Origin of the sequence: Latilactobacillus sp. (assembly GCF_033176295.1) — a bacterium.
Lineage (GTDB): Bacteria > Bacillota > Bacilli > Lactobacillales > Lactobacillaceae > Latilactobacillus > Latilactobacillus sakei.
This window is the reverse complement of sequence record NZ_JAMQEX010000019.1, coordinates 1-20,361: the sequence shown is the minus strand read 5'-3', so window position 1 is coordinate 20,361 and position 20,361 is coordinate 1. Positions and strand designations below refer to the sequence as shown.

Below are 20,361 nucleotides of genomic sequence, written 5' to 3'. Positions count from 1 at the left end.
GAAGGGAGGATTTTACCAATGGCAAACGTAACATTATTTAAACAAGATGGTAGCCAAAATGGGAACGTTGAATTAAACGACTCAATCTGGGCTATCGAACCTAATGAAAATGTTGTATTTGATGCTATCATCATGCAACGTGCATCATTAAGACAAGGAACACACGCTGTTAAGAACAGATCAGCTGTTCGTGGTGGTGGTCGTAAACCTTGGCGTCAAAAAGGTACTGGTCGTGCTCGTCAAGGCTCAATCCGTTCACCTCAATGGCGTGGCGGTGGTGTTGTCTTCGGACCTACACCTCGTTCATACAGCTATAAATTACCTCGTAAGGTACGTCGTCTTGCAATCAAGTCAGTACTTTCACAAAAGGTTATCGATAATGATTTAATCGTTGTTGATTCATTTAGCTTTGATGCACCTAAGACTAAGGAATTCGCTGAAGTACTTAACAAGTTAGATGTTAATACTAAAGTATTAGTAGTTCTTGAAGACGGAAATGATTTTACTGCTTTATCAGCTCGCAACTTACCTAACGTAACAGTTGTTCCTGCTGATGGTATCAACGTATTAGACGTTGTAGGCAACCAAAAATTAATCCTTACTCAAGCTGCTCTTTCTAAAATTGAGGAGGTGCTTGCATAATGGAAGCACGCGATGTTATTTTACGCCCAGTAGTTACTGAAAGCTCAATGGCTGCAATGGACGACAAGAAATACACATTTGATGTTGATGTTCGTGCCAACAAAACACAAGTGCGTTACGCAATCGAAGAAATCTTTGGTGTCAACGTTAAAAACGTTAATATCATGAACGTTCGTGGCAAGTTAAAACGCCAAGGTCGCTATGCGGGTTACACTAAGAAACGCCGTAAAGCAATCGTGACATTAACAGCTGACTCAAAAGAAATCAAGATTTTTGAAGATTAATTAACATTAAATAGAATAAATTATAGGAGGGCATACACGTGGGAATTATTAAGTATAAACCAACCACAAATGGTCGTCGTAACATGACCAGCTCAGATTTTGCTGAGATCACAAAGACAACCCCTGAAAAGACGTTGTTGGAATCCCAAAGCCATACTGCTGGTCGTAATGCACATGGTCATATCACTGTTCGTCATCGTGGCGGCGGTCATAAACAATATTACCGTGTCATTGACTTCAAGCGTATTAAGGATGATATCAAAGCGACTGTTAAGTCAATCGAATATGATCCAAATAGAACATCAAATATCGCATTAATCCAATATCCAGATGGTATCAAAGCATACATCATCGCCCCTAAAGGCCTTGAAGTAGGTATGATCGTTGAATCTGGTGTTAATGCTGATATTAAAGTAGGTAACGCATTACCATTAGCTAATATTCCTGATGGTACTCTTATCCACAATATCGAATTAAAACCTGGTAAAGGCGGCCAATTGGTTCGTTCAGCTGGTACATCAGCTCAATTATTAGGTAAAGAAGGCAAATACGCTATCGTTCGTTTAACTTCAGGCGAAACACGTATGATCCTACTTACATGTCGTGCAACGGTCGGTACAGTTGGTAACGGTCAACACGAATTAATCAAGATTGGTAAAGCTGGCCGTAAACGTTGGATGGGTATTCGTCCTACAGTTCGTGGATCAGTAATGAACCCTAACGATCATCCTCATGGTGGTGGTGAAGGTAAAGCGCCAATCGGTCGTCCTTCTCCTATGTCTCCATGGGGTAAGAAGACACTTGGTAAGAAAACTCGTAGTAGTAAGGCTCGTTCAGAGAAACTTATTATTCGTCATCGTAAATCAAGATAATCAATTTAAATTGAACTTATCCAAAGCCAACGCGGCCTAAGCAATTAGGGCACGTTGCACTTTTCATTCGAAGGAGGTTTCATAATGAGTCGTAGTTTGAAAAAAGGACCATTCGCAGACGCTCACTTGCTCAACAAGATTGAAGCACAAGCCGACAGCGAAAAGAAACAAGTCATCAAGACTTGGTCCCGTCGCTCGACAATTTTCCCTAGCTTTATTGGTTACACAATCGCTGTTTATGATGGACGGAAACACGTTCCCGTTTTCATCTCAGATGATATGGTAGGCCATAAATTAGGCGAATTTGTACCAACAAGAACTTTCCATGGTCATGGAAATGACGATAAGAAAACAAAAGCACGCTAGAAAGGAGGATGAATCTCAATGGCAGATCAAATTACTAGTGCAACAGCTAGTGCTATGTCAGTTCGCATGCCTGCACGTAAAGTGCGTATGGTAATCGACTTGATTAGAGGCAAGAGTGTTGCAGAAGCAATTGCAATCTTAGAATTTACACCAAGAGCTGCTTCACCAGTTGTTATCAAAGTTTTGAAGTCAGCTATCGCTAACGCAGAACACAATTATGACTTAGACGCAGAAAACTTGGTTGTTACGAAAGCTTACGCTAACGAAGGACCAACATTGAAACGTTTTCGTCCTCGCGCTAAAGGCTCAGCATCACCAATCAACAAACGTACAAGTCATATCACTGTAGTTGTATCAGAAAAAGAAGCATAAGGAGGGATATCGCGTGGGTCAAAAGATTAATCCAACCGGTTTTCGTGTTGGCGTCATCCGTGATTGGGACGCTAAATGGTATGCAGAAAAAGATTTCGCAACATTCTTACACGAAGATCTTAAGATTCGTAAATATATCAACACAAAATTAGCTGACGCATCTGTCTCTACTATTGAAATCGAACGTGCTGCAAATCGCGTGAACGTTTCAATCCATACTGCTAAACCTGGTATGGTCATTGGTAAAGGCGGCTCAGAAGTAGAAAATCTACGTAAAGCTTTAAATAACTTAACAGGCAAGAAAGTACACATCAACATTGTGGAAATCAAGAAACCTGATTTAGACGCTCATTTAGTAGGCGAAGGTATTGCTCGTCAATTGGAAGCACGTGTTGCTTTCCGTCGCGCTCAACGCCAAGCTATGCAACGTACAATGCGCGCTGGTGCTAAGGGTATCAAAACTCAAGTTGCCGGCCGTTTGAACGGTGCTGACATGTCTCGTATCGAAACACATGCTCAAGGAACTGTTCCTTTGCATACATTACGTGCAGACATCGATTATTCATGGGACGAAGCCATGACTACTTACGGTAAATTAGGAGTTAAGACTTGGATTTATCGGGGCGAAGTATTACCTGCTAAAGCCAACAACAATACGAAAGGAGGGAAATAAACATGTTAGTACCTAAACGTGTAAAACATCGTCGTGAATTCCGTGGGAAGATGCGCGGTGCTGCAAAAGGTGGCAAAGAAGTCACTTTTGGTGAATTCGGGTTACAAGCATTAGAATCAAGTTGGATTACCAACCGTCAAATCGAAGCTGCCCGTGTTGCCATGACTCGTTACATGAAACGTGGTGGGAAAGTGTGGATTAAAATTTTCCCTCATAAATCATACACTGCAAAAGGTGTCGGCGTTCGAATGGGTTCAGGGAAGGGTGCTCCTGCTGGATGGGTTGCTGTAGTAAAACGTGAAAAGATCATGTTTGAAATCGGCGGCGTTTCTGAAGAAGTTGCTCGTGAAGCATTACGCTTGGCATCACATAAATTGCCAGTTAAAACTAAGATCGTAAAACGCGAGGAAGTAGGTGGCGAGTCAAATGAAGGCTAAAGATATTATTGAATTAACCACTGCTGAAATGCTTGAAAAAGAACACCAATACAAAGAAGAATTATTCAATCTTCGTTTCCAACAAGCTACCGGTCAATTAGAAAATACCGCCCGCTTAAAGCAAGTTCGTCAGAACATTGCACGGATTAAAACTGTATTACGTCAACAAGAACTTAACAAATAATAAATGGAAAGGAGCTATTTACTTTGAGCGAAGAAAGTCGTAACCATCGTAAAGTGTACCAAGGCCGTGTTGTTTCAGACAAAATGGATAAAACAATCACTGTCATGGTTGAAACTTATAAAACACATCCTGAATACGGTAAACGTGTTAAATATTCAAAGAAATATTATGCACAAGATGACAACAACGAAGCAAAAGTTGGCGACGTTGTACGTGTTATGGAAACTCGTCCTTTGTCACGTACAAAACGGTTCCGTTTATTAGATGTCGTTGAAAAAGCAGTTATTATCTAAATCGTTACTCATATAATTAAGTGACGGAAGGAGGACCTATAAGTGATTCAATCAGAAAGTCGTCTTAAAGTTGCTGATAACTCAGGTGCCCGTGAAATTTTAACTATTAAAGTTTTAGGTGGCTCAGGTCGCAAGACTGCCAATATTGGTGATGTTATCGTTGCAACAATTAAACAGGCAACACCAGGTGGCGTTGTCAAAAAAGGTGAAGTTGTCAAAGCTGTTATCGTTCGTACTAAGTCAGGTGCTCGTCGTGTAGACGGTTCTTACATCAAGTTCGACGAAAACGCTGCTGTTATCATCAATGATGACAAGACTCCAAAAGGAACACGTATCTTCGGACCAGTTGCACGTGAATTACGTGACAGTGATTTCATGAAGATCGTTTCCTTAGCGCCTGAAGTTCTATAATTACAGACTACCAAGGAGGTGCGTATATCAATGTTTGTTAAAACTGGTGATAAAGTAAAAGTAATCAGCGGTAAAGATAAAGGTAAAGAAGGTACAATCATCAAAGCTATGCCTAAAGAAGGTCGAGTTGTTGTTGAAGGTATCAATACCATTAAAAAGCACGTTAAGCCAAATGCTCAAAATCCTAATGGTGGGATTGTTGATACAGAGGCAAGTATCGATGCTTCAAACGTCATGCTAATCGACCCATCAAACAACGAAGCTACTCGTGTAGGCTACAAAGTTGTCGATGGCAAGAAAGTACGCGTGTCAAAGAAAACTGGAGAATCAATCGATAAATAATCTTTTGGGGAAAGGAGGCACTTTTTACATGACTAACCGTTTAAAAGAAAAATATGTTAAAGAAATGACACCAGCGTTGATCGAAAAATTCAACTACACATCAAGCATGCAAGTACCTAAGATCGAAAAGATCGTACTTAACATGGGTGTTGGTGATGCTGTTTCTAACGCTAAGAACTTGGACAAAGCTGTTGAAGAATTAGGTTTGATTGCTGGTCAAAAACCATTAATCACAAAAGCTAAAAAATCAATCGCTGGCTTCCGTTTACGTGAAGGTATGCCAATCGGCGCTAAAGTAACTTTACGTGGCGAAAGAATGTACGATTTCTTAGATAAATTAGTTAACGTATCTTTACCTCGTGTTCGTGATTTTCACGGTGTTAGTGCAAAATCATTCGATGGTCGCGGTAATTATACATTAGGTGTACGCGAACAATTGATCTTCCCTGAAATCGATTATGATAAGGTAGATCGCGTTCGTGGTTTAGATGTTGTTATTGTAACAACTTCAAACACTGACGAAGAAGCACGCGAATTGTTAACACAATTTGGCATGCCATTCGCTAAATAAAAAGGGAGGTCAATTTCTTGGCTAAAAAATCTTTAGTTGTAAAGAATCATCGTCCTGCAAAATTCTCAACACAAGAATACACACGTTGCGAACGTTGTGGACGTCCACATTCTGTATATCGTAAGTTTAAGCTTTGCCGGGTTTGCCTCCGTGAATTAGCTCATAAGGGCCAAATTCCAGGCATGAAAAAAGCCAGCTGGTAATCAAAAGATTCAATAAAGGAGGTTAATCCACATGGTCATGACAGATCCTATCGCAGACTATCTAACACGTATTCGTAACGCCAACATGGTACGTCACGAATCTTTAGAAGTTCCTGCTTCACGTATTAAAAAAGATATTTCTGAAATCTTGAAACGCGAAGGCTTTATCCGCGATTACGAAGTGATTGAAGACGACAAACAAGGTATCATCCGTGTATTCTTGAAGTATGGTAAGAATAACGAACGTGTTATCTCTGGTTTGAAACGTATTTCAAAACCTGGTTTACGTAATTACGTAAAAGCTAACGAAGTTCCTAAGGTATTAAATGGTTTAGGAATTGCTATTATCTCAACAAGTAACGGCGTCGTAACAGACAAAGAAGCTCGTGAAAAGGCTGCCGGCGGCGAAGTTCTCGCATACGTTTGGTAATCTAAACTCAAATTAAGGAGGTGCTGTAACGTGAGTCGTATCGGATTAAAAGTAATCGAAGTTCCTGCAGGTGTTACCGTTACTAAAGACGGTGAAAACAACATCACAGTTAAGGGACCTAAAGGTGAACTAACACGTCATTTCAATCCAATCATTGAAATGCACGAAGAAGGTAACCTTATCAACTTTACACGTAGTAGTGATAGTGATCGTGCAATGCACGGTACAATGCGTGCTAACTTGAACAACATGATTTTGGGCGTAACGGAAGGTTTTAAGAAGACATTGGATCTTATCGGTGTTGGTTACCGTGCTCAATTAAAAGGTAAAACTTTAGTATTAAACGTTGGTTATTCTCATCCAGTTGAAATGGAAGCACCAGAAGGTGTTAACGTAGAAGTGCCATCAAACACAAACATCATTATCAGCGGTATTAGCAAACAAAAAGTTGGCCAATTCGCAGCTGAAATTCGTGATGTACGTCCTCCAGAACCTTACAAAGGCAAAGGTATTCGTTATACTGATGAACATGTTCGCCGTAAAGAAGGTAAAACTGGTAAATAAAGCAGCCTAGCTGTTTAAACAACATTAAGAGGTGAAAATTGTGATTTCAAAACCAGACAAGAATAAGACACGTCAAAAACGCCATACACGCGTTCGTGGCAAGATCTCTGGTACTGCTGACTGCCCACGCTTGAACGTTTTCCGTTCTAACAAAAACATCTACGCTCAACTTATTGATGACGTAGCGGGTGTGACGCTAGCAAGTGCCTCAACATTAGATAAAGAAGTAAAAGTAGAAGGAACTAAAGTCGAACAAGCACAACAAGTCGGCGCATTAGTTGCACAACGTGCAGTTAAAGCAGGCCACAAAGTTGTTGTCTTTGATCGTGGCGGCTATTTATATCATGGTCGTATCGCTGCTTTAGCTACAGCTGCTCGTGAAAACGGACTAGAATTCTAATAAGGAGGAAAACCATTTATGACTTACATTGATCCAACTCATTTAGACTTAGAAGATCGCGTTGTTTCAATCAACCGTGTTACAAAAGTTGTTAAAGGTGGACGTCGTCTACGTTTTGCTGCTATCGTAATCGTTGGTGATAAAAACGGTCACGTTGGTTTCGGTACTGGTAAAGCTCAAGAAGTACCTGAAGCTATTCGTAAAGCCGTTGAAGACGCTAAAAAGAATCTAATCAATGTGCCTAAGGTTGGTACAACCTTACCTCATGAAGTTATCGGTCGCTTTGGCGCTGGTCGTGTTCTATTAAAACCAGCCGTTGAAGGTTCTGGTATCGCCGCTGGTGGCGCTGTTCGTGCCGTCATGGAATTAGCAGGAATCGATGATGTGACAGGTAAAACATTGGGTAGCAAAACTGCTATCAACGTTATTCGTGCCACAATTGACGGTTTAACTCGTATGAAGACTGCTGAACAAATCGCAGAATTGCGTAATATCTCTGTAGAAAGCTTACAAAACTAGGAGGATAACTGAACATGGCTAAATTAAAGATTACTTTAAGAAAAAGTGCTGCTCATCGTCTTCCAGAACAACGTAAAATGGTCAAAGAATTTGGCTTGAACCGAGTAAATAGTTCTGTAATCAAACCAGATGATGCTGCAACTCGCGGTGTGATTTTCAAACTCGCACATTTAGTAACAGTCGAAGAAATTAAAGACTAATTTCAACATATATTGCAAGGAGGTGCGCACAATAATGAAACTACATGAATTGAAACCTAACGAAGGTGCTCGCGATGTTCGCAAGCGTGTCGGTCGTGGTACGTCTTCAGGTACTGGTAAAACAGCTGGCCGTGGACAAAAAGGCCAAAAGGCTCGTAGTAAGGTACGTTTAGGCTTTGAAGGTGGGCAAATGCCTTTATTCCGTCGTATGCCAAAACGCGGCTTCAAGAACATCAACCGCAAAGAATATGCTGTCGTTAACCTTAACGATTTAAATCGTTTTGAAGACGGTACAGAAATCACAGCAACTGTATTAATCGAAGCAGGTGTTGTTAAGAACGAACTTTCAGGTGTTAAAGTATTAGCAAATGGTGAATTAAACAAAAAATTGAACATTAAGGTAAGCAAGTATTCTGAAGCTGCAAAAGCTGCTGTAGAAGCTGCTGGCGGTTCAATTGAGGTGATTTAATTGCTTAAAACACTAAGAAACGCATTTAAAGTCAAGGAAATCCGTAGTAAGATTTTGTTCACTTTAGGCGTTTTGATCGTTTATCGTTTAGGTGCACAGATTACAGTACCAGGTGTTAACGCTGGCGCGTTAACCAAGTTAGGATCAACTGGTTTGATTCCTTTACTTGATACTGTTAGTGGTGGTGGCTTGGCGAATTACTCCATCTTCTCGATGGGGGTTTCACCATTCATCACGGCCCAAATTGTGGTTCAATTACTACAAATGGACATTGTGCCTAAATTTGTTGAATGGAGCAAGCAAGGTGAAATTGGGAGACGTAAACTTAACCAAGTGACGCGTTACTTAACGATCATCTTAGCGTTTATTCAATCAATTGGGATTACTGCTGGCTTTAACTCACTCAGTCAAATGGGCTTGGTTAAAGATCCAGGAATTAAGACCTTCGTTAGCATCGGGATCATCCTTACGGGTGGTACGATGTTAATTACTTGGTTAGGTGAACAGATAACTGATAAAGGGTTAGGGAATGGTGTTTCAATGATTATCTTCGCAGGTATCATTGCGCGCCTCCCAAGTGGCCTTCATCAAATCATCAAGGAACATGTCTTGAATGCTTCTAAGGGTGAAATGTGGTTAGGAATCTTGTTCGTTGTTGGCTTAATCGTAGCGGTATTAGTCATTGTGACTTTCGTTACTTGGGTTCAACAAGCGAACCGTAAGATTCCAATCCAATATACACGTCGCGAAGCAGGTGCAGGTGACAACAGTTACTTACCACTAAAGGTCAATGTTGCTGGTGTGATTCCGGTTATCTTTGCTAGTTCATTTATTATGACACCTCAAACAATCTTAATGGCCTTCCAGGCAAGTCATGGTGAAGATGCTTGGTTCAAAGTTATGTCAGACATCTTCAGTATGCAAACTGTGACAGGTTCGATTGTTTATACGGTGCTCATTATTCTCTTTACCTTCTTCTACGCATTTGTTCAGGTTAACCCTGAAAAAGTTGCTGAGAACTTGACCAAACAAGGGAGTTATATCCCAGGTGTTTGGCCGGGTAAAGGTACCGAGAAATATCTCTCCAGCGTATTAATGCGACTATCGACTGTCGGTGCGTTGTTCTTAGGGGTAATTGCATTATTACCTCAATTAGCAGCAAACCTCGGTGGTCTACCTCAATCAATTGGTTTAGGTGGGACTAGTTTACTAATCGTCGTTGGTGTGGCGCTTGAAAGCACTCGTCAACTCGAAGGTTTACTCATGAAACGGAAATACGTTGGCTTCATTCGATAAGCAATTATCGTTTAAAAAGTATTGAATCCTTGTTTTAAATAGGAGGCAAAGGCATGAATCTCATGTTAATGGGACTTCCTGGCGCTGGTAAGGGAACGCAAGCTGAAAAGATTGTTGACGCTTATCATATTCCACACATTTCAACTGGTGATATGTTTAGAGCTGCTATGGCAGATCAAACAGACCTTGGTGTTAAAGCTAAGGCCTTCATCGATAAAGGTGAATTGGTACCAGATGATGTGACAAACGGAATTGTCGAGGAACGTCTTTCACAAGCAGATACTAATGTAGGTTATCTTCTTGATGGTTTTCCTCGGACACTTGACCAAGCGGATGCTTTGGCAGTGATTACTGATAAATTGAACAAACCTTTAGATGGTGTGATCAACATTGATGTTGATCCTGAAATCTTGGCTGATCGTTTATCTGGTCGCTTCATTTGTAAAACTTGTGGTGCAACGTACCATAAGCTTTACCATCCAACTCAAGTGGAAGGCACATGTGATCGCTGTGGCGGCCACGTCTTCTTCCAACGAGAAGATGATAAACCTGAAACGGTTAAGAATCGCTTAAAGGTCAATATCGAAATGAATACACCTTTACTTGATTTTTATGAAAAACGTAACCTGCTTTACACGGTAGATGGGAATCAAGAAATTGATGACGTGTTCGCTGCCGTTAAAAAAGTACTTGATACCATTAAAGACTAGTCATCAACTCAAGTGATCTTTTAGGTCATTATTCACGTAAAAGCCTGACTTGTTGTTAATGACTAAGTAATCAGTGCTTTTAAAAATTTAATGCTTGTGATATAATATCTCGGTATGACACTAGGGTGAGTGCGGAGAGCTCTCACCATTTTTCTGTATGAATTTTCATAACCACAAGGGGGTACTTTTGCGTGGCAAAAGATGACGTCATTGAAATTGAAGGTAAAGTAACTGATACTTTACCAAATGCAATGTTCAAAGTAGAACTTGAAAACGGTGCTGTGATTTTGGCACACGTTTCAGGTAAAATCCGTAAGAATTACATCAAGATTTTACCAGGAGACCGTGTGACAGTTGAACTATCACCATATGATTTGACTAAGGGACGAATTACGTATCGCTTTAAATAGGCGTAAGGATCATATCAAGGAGGTCAGTCGATATGAAAGTAAGACCATCAGTAAAACCAATGTGCGAACATTGTAAAGTTATTAAACGAAAAGGCCGCGTTATGATTATCTGCGCAGCTAATCCAAAACATAAACAACGTCAAGGTTAATTAATAAGCAGGAGGTGCAAGAATGGCTCGTATCGCAGGTGTGGATTTACCACGTGATAAACAAATTGTGATTGCTTTAACTTATATTTTCGGAATCGGAAATACAACTGCCGTTAAAGTCTTGGCTGATGCTGGCGTCCCAACAGACGTCCGTACACGCGATTTAACGCCGGATCAAGAAGACAAGATCCGTGCAGCATTAGATACAGTTAAAGTTGAAGGCGATCTTCGTCGTGAAGTTAGCTTAAACATCAAACGTCTACAAGAAATCGGTTCTTATCGTGGCATGCGTCATCGTCGTAGTTTACCAGTTCGTGGTCAAAACACGAAGAACAACGCTCGTACACGTAAAGGTAAGAAAGTTTCTATCGCAGGCAAGAAAAAATAATCAGTAAAAGGAGGTTATAATTTATGGCAAACAAGAAGAATGCACCACGTAAGCGTCGTGTAAAGAAAAATATCGAAGCTGGCGTAGCACATATTCACTCAACATTTAACAACACTCTTGTAATGATCACTGATCCTAACGGGAATGCTGTTGCATGGTCATCTGCTGGTTCATTAGGTTTCAAAGGTAGTCGTAAGTCAACACCTTTTGCTGCTCAAATGGCTGCAGAAGCTGCTGGTAAAGAAGCCATGGAACATGGTATGAAATCTATTGAAGTTGCTGTTAAGGGACCAGGTTCTGGTCGTGAAGCTGCAATCCGCTCATTACAAGCAACTGGTTTAGAAGTTACTGCTATTCGTGACGTCACACCAGTTCCTCATAATGGATCTCGTCCTCCAAAACGCCGTCGTGTTTAGTCTGGGCTACGCTTCATTTTGAGACAAACTGAAACGTGTTCACGTATAAACACTTCTCGTTTTGAAAGGGGTAAAAGATAAGAATGATCGAATTTGAAAAACCAAACATTACAAAGGTTGATGAAAGTACTAACTACGGTAAATTCGTTGTTGAACCACTTGAACGTGGATACGGTACGACTTTAGGTAACTCTTTACGTCGTATCTTATTGGCATCTTTACCTGGTACTGCTGTCACAGATATCCAAATTGATGGTGTCTTACATGAATTTTCAACAATTGATGGCGTCCTAGAAGACGTGACACAAATCATCTTGAATATCAAAAAATTAGCACTTAAATTGCACGTTGAAGAAGACAAAACGATTGAGATTGACGTTAAGGGACCAGCAACAGTTACTGCTGCTGATATCATTTCGGATGACGATGTTGAAGTCTTAAATACTGATCAATATATTTGTACAGTAGCTGAAGGCGGCAATTTCCACGTGCGAATGACAGTTAAAAAAGGCCGTGGTTATGTTGCTGCTGTTCAAAACAAGTCAGACGATATGCCAATTGGTGTTTTACCAATCGACTCAATTTATACCCCAATCAGTCGTGTCAACTATCAAGTAGAAAGTACACGTGTTGGTCGTCGTAACGATTTCGACAAGTTAACACTTGATGTTTGGACAAACGGTTCCATCAGTCCTAGAGAAGCTATTAGCTTAGCTGCGAAGATTATGACAGAGCATTTGGCAATCTTTGTAGATCTTACTGATGAAGCGAAGAATGCTGAAATCATGGTCGAAAAAGAAGAGACGCATAAAGAAAAAATGCTTGAAATGACAATTGAAGAGTTAGATTTATCAGTACGTTCATACAACTGTTTGAAACGCGCTGGTATCAACACTGTTCAAGAGTTAACTGACAAATCAGAAGCAGATATGATGAAAGTTAGAAATCTTGGTCGCAAGTCGTTAGAAGAAGTTAAGAACAAGTTATTTGATCTTGGCTTAGGCTTACGCACAGAAGAATAAACTGATAAGAAGGAGGGACTCCATTCATGAGTTATCGTAAATTAGGTCGTACAAGCTCTCAACGTAAAGCAATGTTACGTGATTTGACTACAGATTTAATCATCAATGAACGTATCGTTACTACTGAAGCTCGTGCCAAAGAAATTCGTAAAACAACTGAAAAAATGATCACTTTAGGTAAACGCGGTGATTTACACGCTCGTCGTCAAGCTGCAGCATTCGTTCGTAACGAAGTAGCTGATATTCGCGAAGAAGACGAAGCAGTAATCGTTCAATCTGCTTTACAAAAGTTATTTAGTGACATTGCTCCACGTTATGCTGAAAGAAATGGTGGTTACACACGTATTCTTAAAACAGCCCCTCGTCGTGGTGACGGTGCATTAATGGTTATTATTGAACTTGTTTAATAATAAAAAATGATTTCTAGGTCATTTGATCGATGAGACAGGGCGTTATGATGATGGCATTTATTTGCCAAGTCTAGTCCTAAGGTTATGTTAGCACCACAGCATAACTTTCATCGATTGATGATTTACATAATAAAACGTCTAATTCTGTTTACAGAGTTAGGCGTTTTTTGTGTTAAGTGGATTTATAAACAGAGCGACTTACACAGCCACTTTAAGGGGATTCTATGATAAAATAGAGGGTAGTTTCGCAGCCCTATAAGCAAGTGGTGGGGCGATTTTAGTAGAAACGTGCCATTAGTAGCAACTTCCTGTGCTTTACTACGTCCCGCAAACAAGCGATTGCATCGCTTATTCACGGAACTAGGTAAATGCTCGGAACCTAACCACTTTTAATGGCACTCTAAAGTGAAACGTGCCATTAGTAGTAACTTCCTGTGCTTAGCTACGCATCGCAAATAATCGATTGCATCGCTTATTCACGATACTAGGCTAATGCTCAGAGCCAAAACGCTTTGAACGGCACTCTAAATCATGAAATTAGGTATTCTCAATGGATGAAAATAAAATCATAGAAGTGGCACATTTAAAATATGAATACCCACAGGCGAGTCGCTTGGCCCTTAATGATTTATCGGTCAGCATCAATGCTGGTGAGTGGGTTGCAATTATTGGGCATAATGGGAGTGGCAAGAGTACGTTTGCCAAATCCCTGAATGGCTTATTAGATTTACAGTCAGGAGATATTACGATTGATGGCTTGCCTTTATCGATTGAAACCGTTTGGGATATTCGCCGTAAGATTGGCATGGTTTTCCAAAACCCAGATAACCAATTTGTTGGTGCGACGGTTGAAGATGATGTCGCGTTTGGCCTTGAAAACCAAGGGATTGAACGGACTGAAATGCAGCGGCGGGTTCAAGATGCAGTTGACCGCGTGGGTATGACCCAATTTATGACGCGCGAACCAAGTCGTTTATCTGGTGGCCAGAAGCAACGAGTTGCATTAGCGGGCATTATTGCCCAACAACCTGAGATCCTCATTCTCGATGAAGCAACAAGTATGCTTGATCCTAAGGGTCGCCAAGAAGTCCTCGAGACGATTCATACGTTGAAACAAGAAACGAATATGACCGTGCTTTCAATTACCCATGATATTGACGAAGCCGCTAGTGCGGATCGGATTGTCATGCTGGATAAGGGACAAGTGATTGATCAAGGGACACCAGCCGAAATCTTCGCATATGGGCAACGCCTGCTCGACCTTGGGTTAGATGTCCCATATCCAGAGAAACTCAAAGCAGCACTTACTAAGCTCGGTGTACCGATGCCAGTTGACTATCTCACAACGGAAAGGATGGTTGATCACCTATGGACATTACATTCAAAGATGTAAGTTATACGTATCAACCCGGGACACCTTTTCAAGGGATTGGGTTAAAACACATTAATTTAACGATTGAATCAGGCTCTTATACGGCATTAATCGGCCATACCGGCAGTGGCAAATCGACGTTATTGCAACACTTGAACGCGTTGTTGAAGCCGACTGAAGGGGTCGTGCAGATTGGTGAACGCCAGATTACGCCTGAAACGAATAATAAGAACTTGAAGGTCATCCGGCAAAATGTCGGTATGGTCTTCCAATTTCCAGAAAGCCAATTATTTGAAGCCACGGTACAAAAGGATATTGCTTTCGGGCCCCAAAATTTCGGTGTGCCTGAAGCTGAGGCACTTGAACGGGCTAAAGCGATGGTCGAATTGGTTGGTCTACCAGAAGCCGTTTTAGAACAATCACCGTTTGATTTATCCGGTGGTCAGATGCGGCGAGTCGCAATTGCCGGTGTCTTGGCTATGCAGCCAGAGGTCTTAATTCTCGATGAACCAACCGCCGGGCTCGATCCAGTCGGGCGCCGGGAAATGATGGGTTTATTTGAAAAACTACACCGCGAACAAGGTATGACAATTGTGATGGTCACGCATCAAATGGACGATGTGGCCAACTATGCGGATCATGTCGTTGTTTTGGAAAATGGCGGGATTGCCAAGAGTGGGACACCGCGCGAAATTTTTGCGGACCCTGAGTGGCTAACGTCTAAGCAATTAGGCCTACCAACCACGACGCAGTTTGCCCAAGCGTTAATCAAGAAGGGCTTTGGATTCCCTAAGGTACCATTAACAGAACACGAATTAGCAGCGATGTTGCGCGATCAATTACCGCAGGGAGCAGGTGGCGCTAATGAATAAACTAATCTTAGGCCGTTATATTCCGGGGGATTCAATCCTCCATCGAATGGACCCGCGGGCGAAGTTAATCGCCAGTTTCTATTACATCGGGATCATTTTCTTAGCACGCTCATGGCCAGCTTATCTCTTGTTATTTGTTTTCACGATGGCCTTAATTCTAATTTCGAAAATTAAACTTAGTTTCTTCTTGAAAGGGGTCCGGCCATTATTGTGGCTCATCCTCTTTACCGTTTTACTTCAAATCTTCTTCACGCGTGGGGGGACCGTCTATTGGCAATGGGGCTTCTTGAGCCTGACCAAGTTCGGGTTACTCAACGGGGCATATATCTTCATGCGCTTCGTGCTGATTATCTTCATGTCGACGCTCTTAACGTTGACGACACCACCGTTATTATTAGCAGATGCGATCGAATCGATTCTGAAGCCGTTAAAAGTCATTCATTTCCCAGTCTATGAAGTCGCATTGATGTTATCAATCGCGTTGCGCTTCGTACCGACGTTGATGGATGAAACGACGAAGATCATGAATGCGCAGCGTGCGCGGGGTGTTGATTTCGGAGAAGGTAGTCTCTTACAACAAATGAAATCCATTATCCCGATTTTGATTCCGCTATTTGTCAGCAGCTTCAACCGGGCCGATGATTTAGCGACAGCTATGGAAGCCCGTGGCTATCAAGGTGGCGAAGGCCGCAGTAAATACCGCGTCCTAAAATGGCAAACAAGAGATACACTCGCGTTTGTTGCAATGGCGGTATTAACGGTTGGTTTAGTGATATTACGTTAATGAACAATTCAAAAAGCATTGTCTATAAAATGACCTCAAAAGGGTGATTTTACAGATAATGCTTTTTTAGTATCGACGGTTAATTATTTCTAATCCTATCATGAATCCTGAAAACAGCCGGTATAATAGGATTTATATAAGGATTAGATTATATTTACATGTCTCAAAATATAATAGTAAACAAGTTAAAAAAATAACATGCTCGGAAGAAGAAATTTAAAAAAAGTTTATTTTTGTAACGCTTACAGCGCCGATGAGTTTGGTAGCATCAGTAAAAACTAATCGAAAATATCACTTGCACTATCAAAAAAAGAGATGATACATTATTCACATAGCAAAGGCAATTAACGTCGTTGACTAATAATCGCTGAGCTAAAAATATAAAACGCACTTGGAGGCGAAAAGCATGATTAAAAGTTCAAAATTGGTAAACTTAGTATTGGTATCATCAACGGTATTAGGAATGGTAGTAACAGCTGGAACATCAACAGCGATGGCCGCAGCTAAAACATCTGCCGACACATCATCAGTAATGACTAAGAAAGATAACAGTCCTCGTATTGATTATCAAACATCTGGTACTTTAGCAGCAAGCGGTACAGCGATGGACGGTTTAGAATTAATCGCCGGCAATCAAGTAACACGTGGGACGCTTCACATGAAATATGATGTGAAATCATTCGCAGCACTTAATTGGCAAGAACATACTGTAACAACAATTAAGTTGCCAAGAGAATTCAATGCTTTCGCTAAAAATGGCTCATTACTCAAATATATTGCATCAGCAAACTTCAATTACACATCATCAATCAATACAATTAACCATAGTTACACATCAAATGAAATGCATATCGAAAAAGATACACAATCGGATGACACATACTTATTGAAATTTGATAACCCTACTGTAACAGGTATCGGCTTAAATGTTCAAATGCACGTTGAATTTGATCTTAACTTAGGCGATATGGTAACAGATACAGGCGTACGTATTCCAGATGCTTATGACAAATCAGCATATCATTTAGCAAGTACAATCACAGATAAAGATGATGCGGGTATTATCGATTGGCATTTAGTTGGTAATACAAATGGCGCAACAACCATTCCAATTTGGCAATTAGATCCTGGGTACGATATCTTGAAACAAGCCCCAACAATTCATAACCCGATTTATGACACAGATACAGTTGTAACGGGTTCAGGAATTCCAGGCGCAAAAATCACATTACGGCAAGGTGTTCAACCAGATAGCCCAATCATTGGAACAGGCGAAGTTGATGCAAGTGGTGTTTACAGCATTACAATTCCAGCCCATAACGCTGGTGTAACAATTTCAGCAACTCAAAATGCTGGGTTTGGTGAAAGTCCAAGTACAACAGCAACAGTGCAACATAAAGGCGGTGAGATTCCAGCACCGGGTGTTCCAGAAAACCAACAACTTAGTGATAAAACGGTTAAAGGAACTGGTTATGCGCCAGGGAATTCAATTGTTGTAACTAACCAGCGGACAGGAGAATCTGTAACAACTACTGTACAGGCAGATAAATCATATTTGGTAAACGTATCAAGTACTTTCTGGAAACTGTTTGATATCATCAATGTTCAAGAAAAAAATTCAAGTGGTGATGTTAGTAAAGTAGCGCAATTTGTTGTTATTCCTGACGAAACTAAATAATATTAGATAAGACTAAATCTAGAGGGAGTATTCATTCTCTAGATTTTTTATTTATGATAATATTTAAAAGTGAAAATTAATTTATTTGGAAATTAATATTGTTTTATTTAATTATATTGTAAAAAAATGATCTTTTAGGGGTAGTGAAATTGCTATAAAGTAACAAATCATACTGATTGTGATTTAATAATCTTTTAAAAATAATGGAATGATGAAAAAAATTATCAAATAAAAATCGCTATAAACGTTTATAGCGATTTTTTAATAACTATATATTTAATAAAATAGCAAAAATAAAAATAATAACTCTTGAGTTGTGAATTATTAACATTACAGTTAGTTTACACCGTTGTTTAATAGCGCGCAAGTCAATTAATGGGATTATTTAAAATAATAAACGCCAGTATAACGCGATTTATAGAAATTAAAGGCTTTTTTAATTAATAGCCTTCTCTAATTTGGAGAGTAGCTATATAGAAACTATCAAGAACCATAACTCAAGAGTTATGATTCTGTTTCGAATCATTTGAATCAGTGTTCTGTAGGGATTTAGAACACATAAAATTGTATACCTTAGTCGTTAAGCGGTTATGGAGTGACGTGGGAGGATATCGGGCATGAAGAAGCGAATAATCTATAGTTTATTAATAATTTTGTTATTAATGACAACTGTTTTGCAGTCACTAGGTACTGTATTTGCGGCAGCAACTGCCAATAATAGTAGTGAAACAACATCTAAAATAATAGATACTAGTAAATCGATTGCACAAGTGAGTGAGTCTTCGCAACTTCGAAGTAGCAGCCAGAATGTTGTGCAATCTTCGAGTACAAGTCAGAAAAAAGAAAGTAAGAAGAGCTCTAGTTCAAATTCGACAGGTAAGTCGGTCATGCAAAGTGCATCATTGTCGGCGGCTGATGATACTGGACTAACATTCCATCAAGGTAAGTTAGCACTTGGTGGTGGGAACTACTTAGCCTATACAAATGGGACGAACTATGATGGGATTCGAGGTAAGACACCGACTATCACTGATCAGTCGATTTCCTATGCTAATTTTGTAGCGGGTAAAGTTCAAGGGGTACCAATTACTAAGACCTTGATGGAACACGCTGGACGGAATAATATTGGTTTATGGGCACAAGGTGCGAAAGATTTTGGACAATACACACGTTGGATGTCAATTCATAAAGATGATGTAAATAAATTTGATATTGATCTTGGTGCAGGTACACCGATTGCCCCCAATCAAGTTGATTTGAGTTTTACAAATTTAAGTTCCTCGACAACTTTACTTTTTGGCTTAGAGGCTGATAATGCGATTGGAACAAGTGGAACAATAAAAGTTACGGCATCATCATTAGAAGCACAAGGAACTATTTTGAAGCAGACTTTAGAATATACACGTACGGTCGGTGGTGTTGCGACTACAATTACTGATGATGTAACGTACCAACCAACTGATTGGAAGACCGTCTACATTAAGGAGCACATCACCAATACTTCTGGTCGTGATTTAAAAGGCCTCTTCTTTGGTCGAACAATTGATACTGATTTACGGAATTTTTGGACTAGTGACCAAGGGTCAGGTGCCATTGGAGATAAGCCAAAACTTATTGCTGATGGTGATCGCGGTATGTACGAGAAACAAGATATTTCAGCAACAGAAGGTCCAACTAAGTATCAGGAAGGGAATGCTTCTTTATTTTATGATTTTAATCTTTTCAATGGTTCTGGTCCTGATGGTTGGCAAGGCTTTAATCTCACAAATGCGCCCACAAGTATCCCATCAACTTTTATTGGTAAACGATTTGCGACACCACGTGCAAAAGGAGATCGAACGACGAAGGTAAACATCGATACCGAACTCGACATGCTCTGGTGGCCTAAAGATTTAAAACAAGGTGAATCGCGGGATATTGGCTATGAAGTTGGTTTAAATGGTGGGGGTCAACCAAGTCCACCGGAAATCACTTTGAATCAAAAGCCGCGAGTAATGTATGTTGATGGTAGTCAAAAGGATGTTGTCTTAGACGGGACAGTGACGAACAAAAACCCAACTGATTCAGCTGATCCTAAATACAAGAAGATGAATGAATTAATCTATTATGAAGTGCAACATAAAGATGCTAGTGGCAATGTCACGACCGGTGGCCCTAAAGTTCTGACATCAGTCGCAGATGTTGCGGCTGGACAAACCAAGAATTATTCTGGTCTAGCTAAAGGGATTGAAGATGACCTACACGTCGGTGATCGGATTGTTGTCTGGGCTGTCGATAGTGGAGGGATGACTTCCGTTAACCATGAACACACTGACTTAGTAGAACGTGCGGCTGAGATTAGCAAAAAGGTTAAGAATATCACGAATGGAGATTCAAGTTTCAAGACCGAAACCGACTATAAACCGGGTGATACGGTTGAATACCAAGGGACGTTGAAGAATCTTAAAACGAAAGTAGCCTTACCTAAGGGTGCAATTATTACTGATGAATTAGACTCAAACTTGACCGTCAAAGGTGATGTAAGGCTCCTATGATGGAATTACGGACAAACTGTTCGATATAATACATCATAAAGGAGCTTTTTATTATGGCAATTAAATATTCAAATGAATTTAAAGAATC

Annotated in this window: 32 protein-coding genes; all 32 read left to right on the top strand. The window is 40.3% G+C overall.

Going from position 1 to position 20,361, the window contains the following annotated elements; genetic code table 11:
• Nucleotides 1–18: 18 nt before the first annotated feature.
• The 32 genes from rplD (at nt 19) to NDN60_RS08635 (ending at nt 20,273) form a co-directional block, all read left to right on the top strand.
• Nucleotides 19–642 (top strand): 50S ribosomal protein L4, encoded by a 624-nt coding sequence (rplD, locus tag NDN60_RS08790; RefSeq protein ID WP_011375448.1) that lies wholly within the window; start codon nt 19–21, stop codon nt 640–642.
• A complete protein-coding gene (gene rplW / locus NDN60_RS08785) occupies nt 642–926 on the top strand; it encodes a 50S ribosomal protein L23 (RefSeq protein WP_011375447.1) in 285 nt (94 codons plus the stop codon). Before rplD ends, rplW begins: the two co-directional genes overlap by 1 nt.
• Before the next feature lie 38 nt (nt 927–964).
• Complete coding sequence (gene rplB, locus NDN60_RS08780; protein WP_011375446.1) at nt 965–1,798, top strand: 50S ribosomal protein L2; 834 nt, start codon at nt 965–967, stop codon at nt 1,796–1,798.
• Nucleotides 1,799–1,882: 84 nt separating this feature from the next.
• A complete protein-coding gene (rpsS, locus tag NDN60_RS08775; RefSeq protein ID WP_004270198.1) occupies nt 1,883–2,164 on the top strand; it encodes a 30S ribosomal protein S19 in 282 nt (93 codons plus the stop codon).
• Between the two features lie 18 nt (nt 2,165–2,182).
• Nucleotides 2,183–2,536, top strand: a complete 354-nt coding sequence (gene rplV / locus NDN60_RS08770; protein WP_011375445.1) for a 50S ribosomal protein L22 — start codon at nt 2,183–2,185, stop codon at nt 2,534–2,536.
• Nucleotides 2,537–2,549: 13 nt separating this feature from the next.
• Nucleotides 2,550–3,209: a 30S ribosomal protein S3 gene (gene rpsC, locus NDN60_RS08765; protein WP_011375444.1), complete on the top strand. Its 660-nt coding sequence runs from the start codon at nt 2,550–2,552 to the stop codon at nt 3,207–3,209.
• A 2-nt stretch (nt 3,210–3,211) separates the two neighbouring features.
• A complete protein-coding gene (rplP, locus tag NDN60_RS08760) occupies nt 3,212–3,646 on the top strand; it encodes a 50S ribosomal protein L16 (protein ID WP_011375443.1) in 435 nt (144 codons plus the stop codon).
• Entirely contained in the window at nt 3,636–3,830 is a 195-nt protein-coding gene (rpmC, locus tag NDN60_RS08755) for a 50S ribosomal protein L29 (protein ID WP_004270191.1), read from the top strand. The genes rplP and rpmC overlap by 11 nt, the downstream gene beginning before the upstream one ends.
• Before the next feature lie 23 nt (nt 3,831–3,853).
• Nucleotides 3,854–4,123, top strand: a complete 270-nt coding sequence (gene rpsQ / locus NDN60_RS08750) for a 30S ribosomal protein S17 (RefSeq protein WP_011375442.1) — start codon at nt 3,854–3,856, stop codon at nt 4,121–4,123.
• A 42-nt stretch (nt 4,124–4,165) separates the two neighbouring features.
• A complete protein-coding gene (gene rplN, locus NDN60_RS08745) occupies nt 4,166–4,534 on the top strand; it encodes a 50S ribosomal protein L14 (RefSeq protein WP_004270201.1) in 369 nt (122 codons plus the stop codon).
• 30 nt (nt 4,535–4,564) lie between these two features.
• Nucleotides 4,565–4,876 (top strand): 50S ribosomal protein L24, encoded by a 312-nt coding sequence (gene rplX, locus NDN60_RS08740; RefSeq protein ID WP_011375441.1) that lies wholly within the window; start codon nt 4,565–4,567, stop codon nt 4,874–4,876.
• Between the two features lie 28 nt (nt 4,877–4,904).
• Nucleotides 4,905–5,447, top strand: coding sequence for a 50S ribosomal protein L5 (rplE, locus tag NDN60_RS08735; RefSeq protein WP_004270214.1), 543 nt, complete (start codon nt 4,905–4,907; stop codon nt 5,445–5,447).
• 17 nt (nt 5,448–5,464) lie between these two features.
• A complete protein-coding gene (locus NDN60_RS08730) occupies nt 5,465–5,650 on the top strand; it encodes a type Z 30S ribosomal protein S14 (RefSeq protein ID WP_076632258.1) in 186 nt (61 codons plus the stop codon).
• A 31-nt stretch (nt 5,651–5,681) separates the two neighbouring features.
• Complete coding sequence (gene rpsH, locus NDN60_RS08725; RefSeq protein ID WP_011375440.1) at nt 5,682–6,080, top strand: 30S ribosomal protein S8; 399 nt, start codon at nt 5,682–5,684, stop codon at nt 6,078–6,080.
• Between the two features lie 30 nt (nt 6,081–6,110).
• Complete coding sequence (gene rplF, locus NDN60_RS08720; protein WP_011375439.1) at nt 6,111–6,644, top strand: 50S ribosomal protein L6; 534 nt, start codon at nt 6,111–6,113, stop codon at nt 6,642–6,644.
• Nucleotides 6,645–6,684: 40 nt separating this feature from the next.
• Nucleotides 6,685–7,044: a 50S ribosomal protein L18 gene (gene rplR / locus NDN60_RS08715; RefSeq protein WP_011375438.1), complete on the top strand. Its 360-nt coding sequence runs from the start codon at nt 6,685–6,687 to the stop codon at nt 7,042–7,044.
• An 18-nt stretch (nt 7,045–7,062) separates the two neighbouring features.
• Entirely contained in the window at nt 7,063–7,563 is a 501-nt protein-coding gene (rpsE, locus tag NDN60_RS08710) for a 30S ribosomal protein S5 (RefSeq protein WP_056948152.1), read from the top strand.
• Between the two features lie 14 nt (nt 7,564–7,577).
• Nucleotides 7,578–7,763 (top strand): 50S ribosomal protein L30, encoded by a 186-nt coding sequence (gene rpmD, locus NDN60_RS08705; protein ID WP_004270183.1) that lies wholly within the window; start codon nt 7,578–7,580, stop codon nt 7,761–7,763.
• A 34-nt stretch (nt 7,764–7,797) separates the two neighbouring features.
• On the top strand, nt 7,798–8,232 hold the full coding sequence (gene rplO / locus NDN60_RS08700) for a 50S ribosomal protein L15 (protein ID WP_011375436.1): 435 nt from the start codon (nt 7,798–7,800) through the stop codon (nt 8,230–8,232).
• Entirely contained in the window at nt 8,233–9,528 is a 1,296-nt protein-coding gene (gene secY / locus NDN60_RS08695; protein ID WP_011375435.1) for a preprotein translocase subunit SecY, read from the top strand.
• 53 nt (nt 9,529–9,581) lie between these two features.
• Nucleotides 9,582–10,238, top strand: a complete 657-nt coding sequence (locus NDN60_RS08690; protein ID WP_011375434.1) for an adenylate kinase — start codon at nt 9,582–9,584, stop codon at nt 10,236–10,238.
• A gap of 191 nt (nt 10,239–10,429) precedes the next feature.
• Nucleotides 10,430–10,648 carry a translation initiation factor IF-1 gene (gene infA / locus NDN60_RS08685; protein ID WP_004270190.1) on the top strand — a complete coding sequence of 73 codons (219 nt, stop codon included), beginning with the start codon at nt 10,430–10,432 and terminating at the stop codon, nt 10,646–10,648.
• A 32-nt stretch (nt 10,649–10,680) separates the two neighbouring features.
• Nucleotides 10,681–10,797 carry a 50S ribosomal protein L36 gene (gene rpmJ, locus NDN60_RS08680; protein WP_011375433.1) on the top strand — a complete coding sequence of 39 codons (117 nt, stop codon included), beginning with the start codon at nt 10,681–10,683 and terminating at the stop codon, nt 10,795–10,797.
• A 22-nt stretch (nt 10,798–10,819) separates the two neighbouring features.
• Nucleotides 10,820–11,185 carry a 30S ribosomal protein S13 gene (gene rpsM, locus NDN60_RS08675; RefSeq protein ID WP_099947766.1) on the top strand — a complete coding sequence of 122 codons (366 nt, stop codon included), beginning with the start codon at nt 10,820–10,822 and terminating at the stop codon, nt 11,183–11,185.
• Nucleotides 11,186–11,208: 23 nt separating this feature from the next.
• Nucleotides 11,209–11,601 (top strand): 30S ribosomal protein S11, encoded by a 393-nt coding sequence (rpsK, locus tag NDN60_RS08670; RefSeq protein WP_011375431.1) that lies wholly within the window; start codon nt 11,209–11,211, stop codon nt 11,599–11,601.
• Between the two features lie 83 nt (nt 11,602–11,684).
• Complete coding sequence (locus tag NDN60_RS08665; RefSeq protein ID WP_011375430.1) at nt 11,685–12,623, top strand: DNA-directed RNA polymerase subunit alpha; 939 nt, start codon at nt 11,685–11,687, stop codon at nt 12,621–12,623.
• Between the two features lie 26 nt (nt 12,624–12,649).
• Nucleotides 12,650–13,030: a 50S ribosomal protein L17 gene (gene rplQ, locus NDN60_RS08660; protein ID WP_011375429.1), complete on the top strand. Its 381-nt coding sequence runs from the start codon at nt 12,650–12,652 to the stop codon at nt 13,028–13,030.
• Between the two features lie 553 nt (nt 13,031–13,583).
• Nucleotides 13,584–14,426 carry an energy-coupling factor ABC transporter ATP-binding protein gene (locus NDN60_RS08655; protein ID WP_011375428.1) on the top strand — a complete coding sequence of 281 codons (843 nt, stop codon included), beginning with the start codon at nt 13,584–13,586 and terminating at the stop codon, nt 14,424–14,426.
• The gene (locus NDN60_RS08650; protein ID WP_099947495.1) at nt 14,402–15,277 is read left to right on the top strand and encodes an energy-coupling factor ABC transporter ATP-binding protein; all 876 of its coding nucleotides are present in this window, start codon (nt 14,402–14,404) and stop codon (nt 15,275–15,277) included. Before NDN60_RS08655 ends, NDN60_RS08650 begins: the two co-directional genes overlap by 25 nt.
• A complete protein-coding gene (locus NDN60_RS08645) occupies nt 15,270–16,061 on the top strand; it encodes an energy-coupling factor transporter transmembrane component T family protein (RefSeq protein WP_099947494.1) in 792 nt (263 codons plus the stop codon). The genes NDN60_RS08650 and NDN60_RS08645 overlap by 8 nt, the downstream gene beginning before the upstream one ends.
• Before the next feature lie 406 nt (nt 16,062–16,467).
• Nucleotides 16,468–17,739, top strand: coding sequence for an Ig-like domain-containing protein (locus tag NDN60_RS08640; protein WP_099947765.1), 1,272 nt, complete (start codon nt 16,468–16,470; stop codon nt 17,737–17,739).
• A gap of 617 nt (nt 17,740–18,356) precedes the next feature.
• The gene (locus tag NDN60_RS08635; protein ID WP_056948157.1) at nt 18,357–20,273 is read left to right on the top strand and encodes a hypothetical protein; all 1,917 of its coding nucleotides are present in this window, start codon (nt 18,357–18,359) and stop codon (nt 20,271–20,273) included.
• The last annotated feature ends 88 nt before the right edge of the window (nt 20,274–20,361 follow it).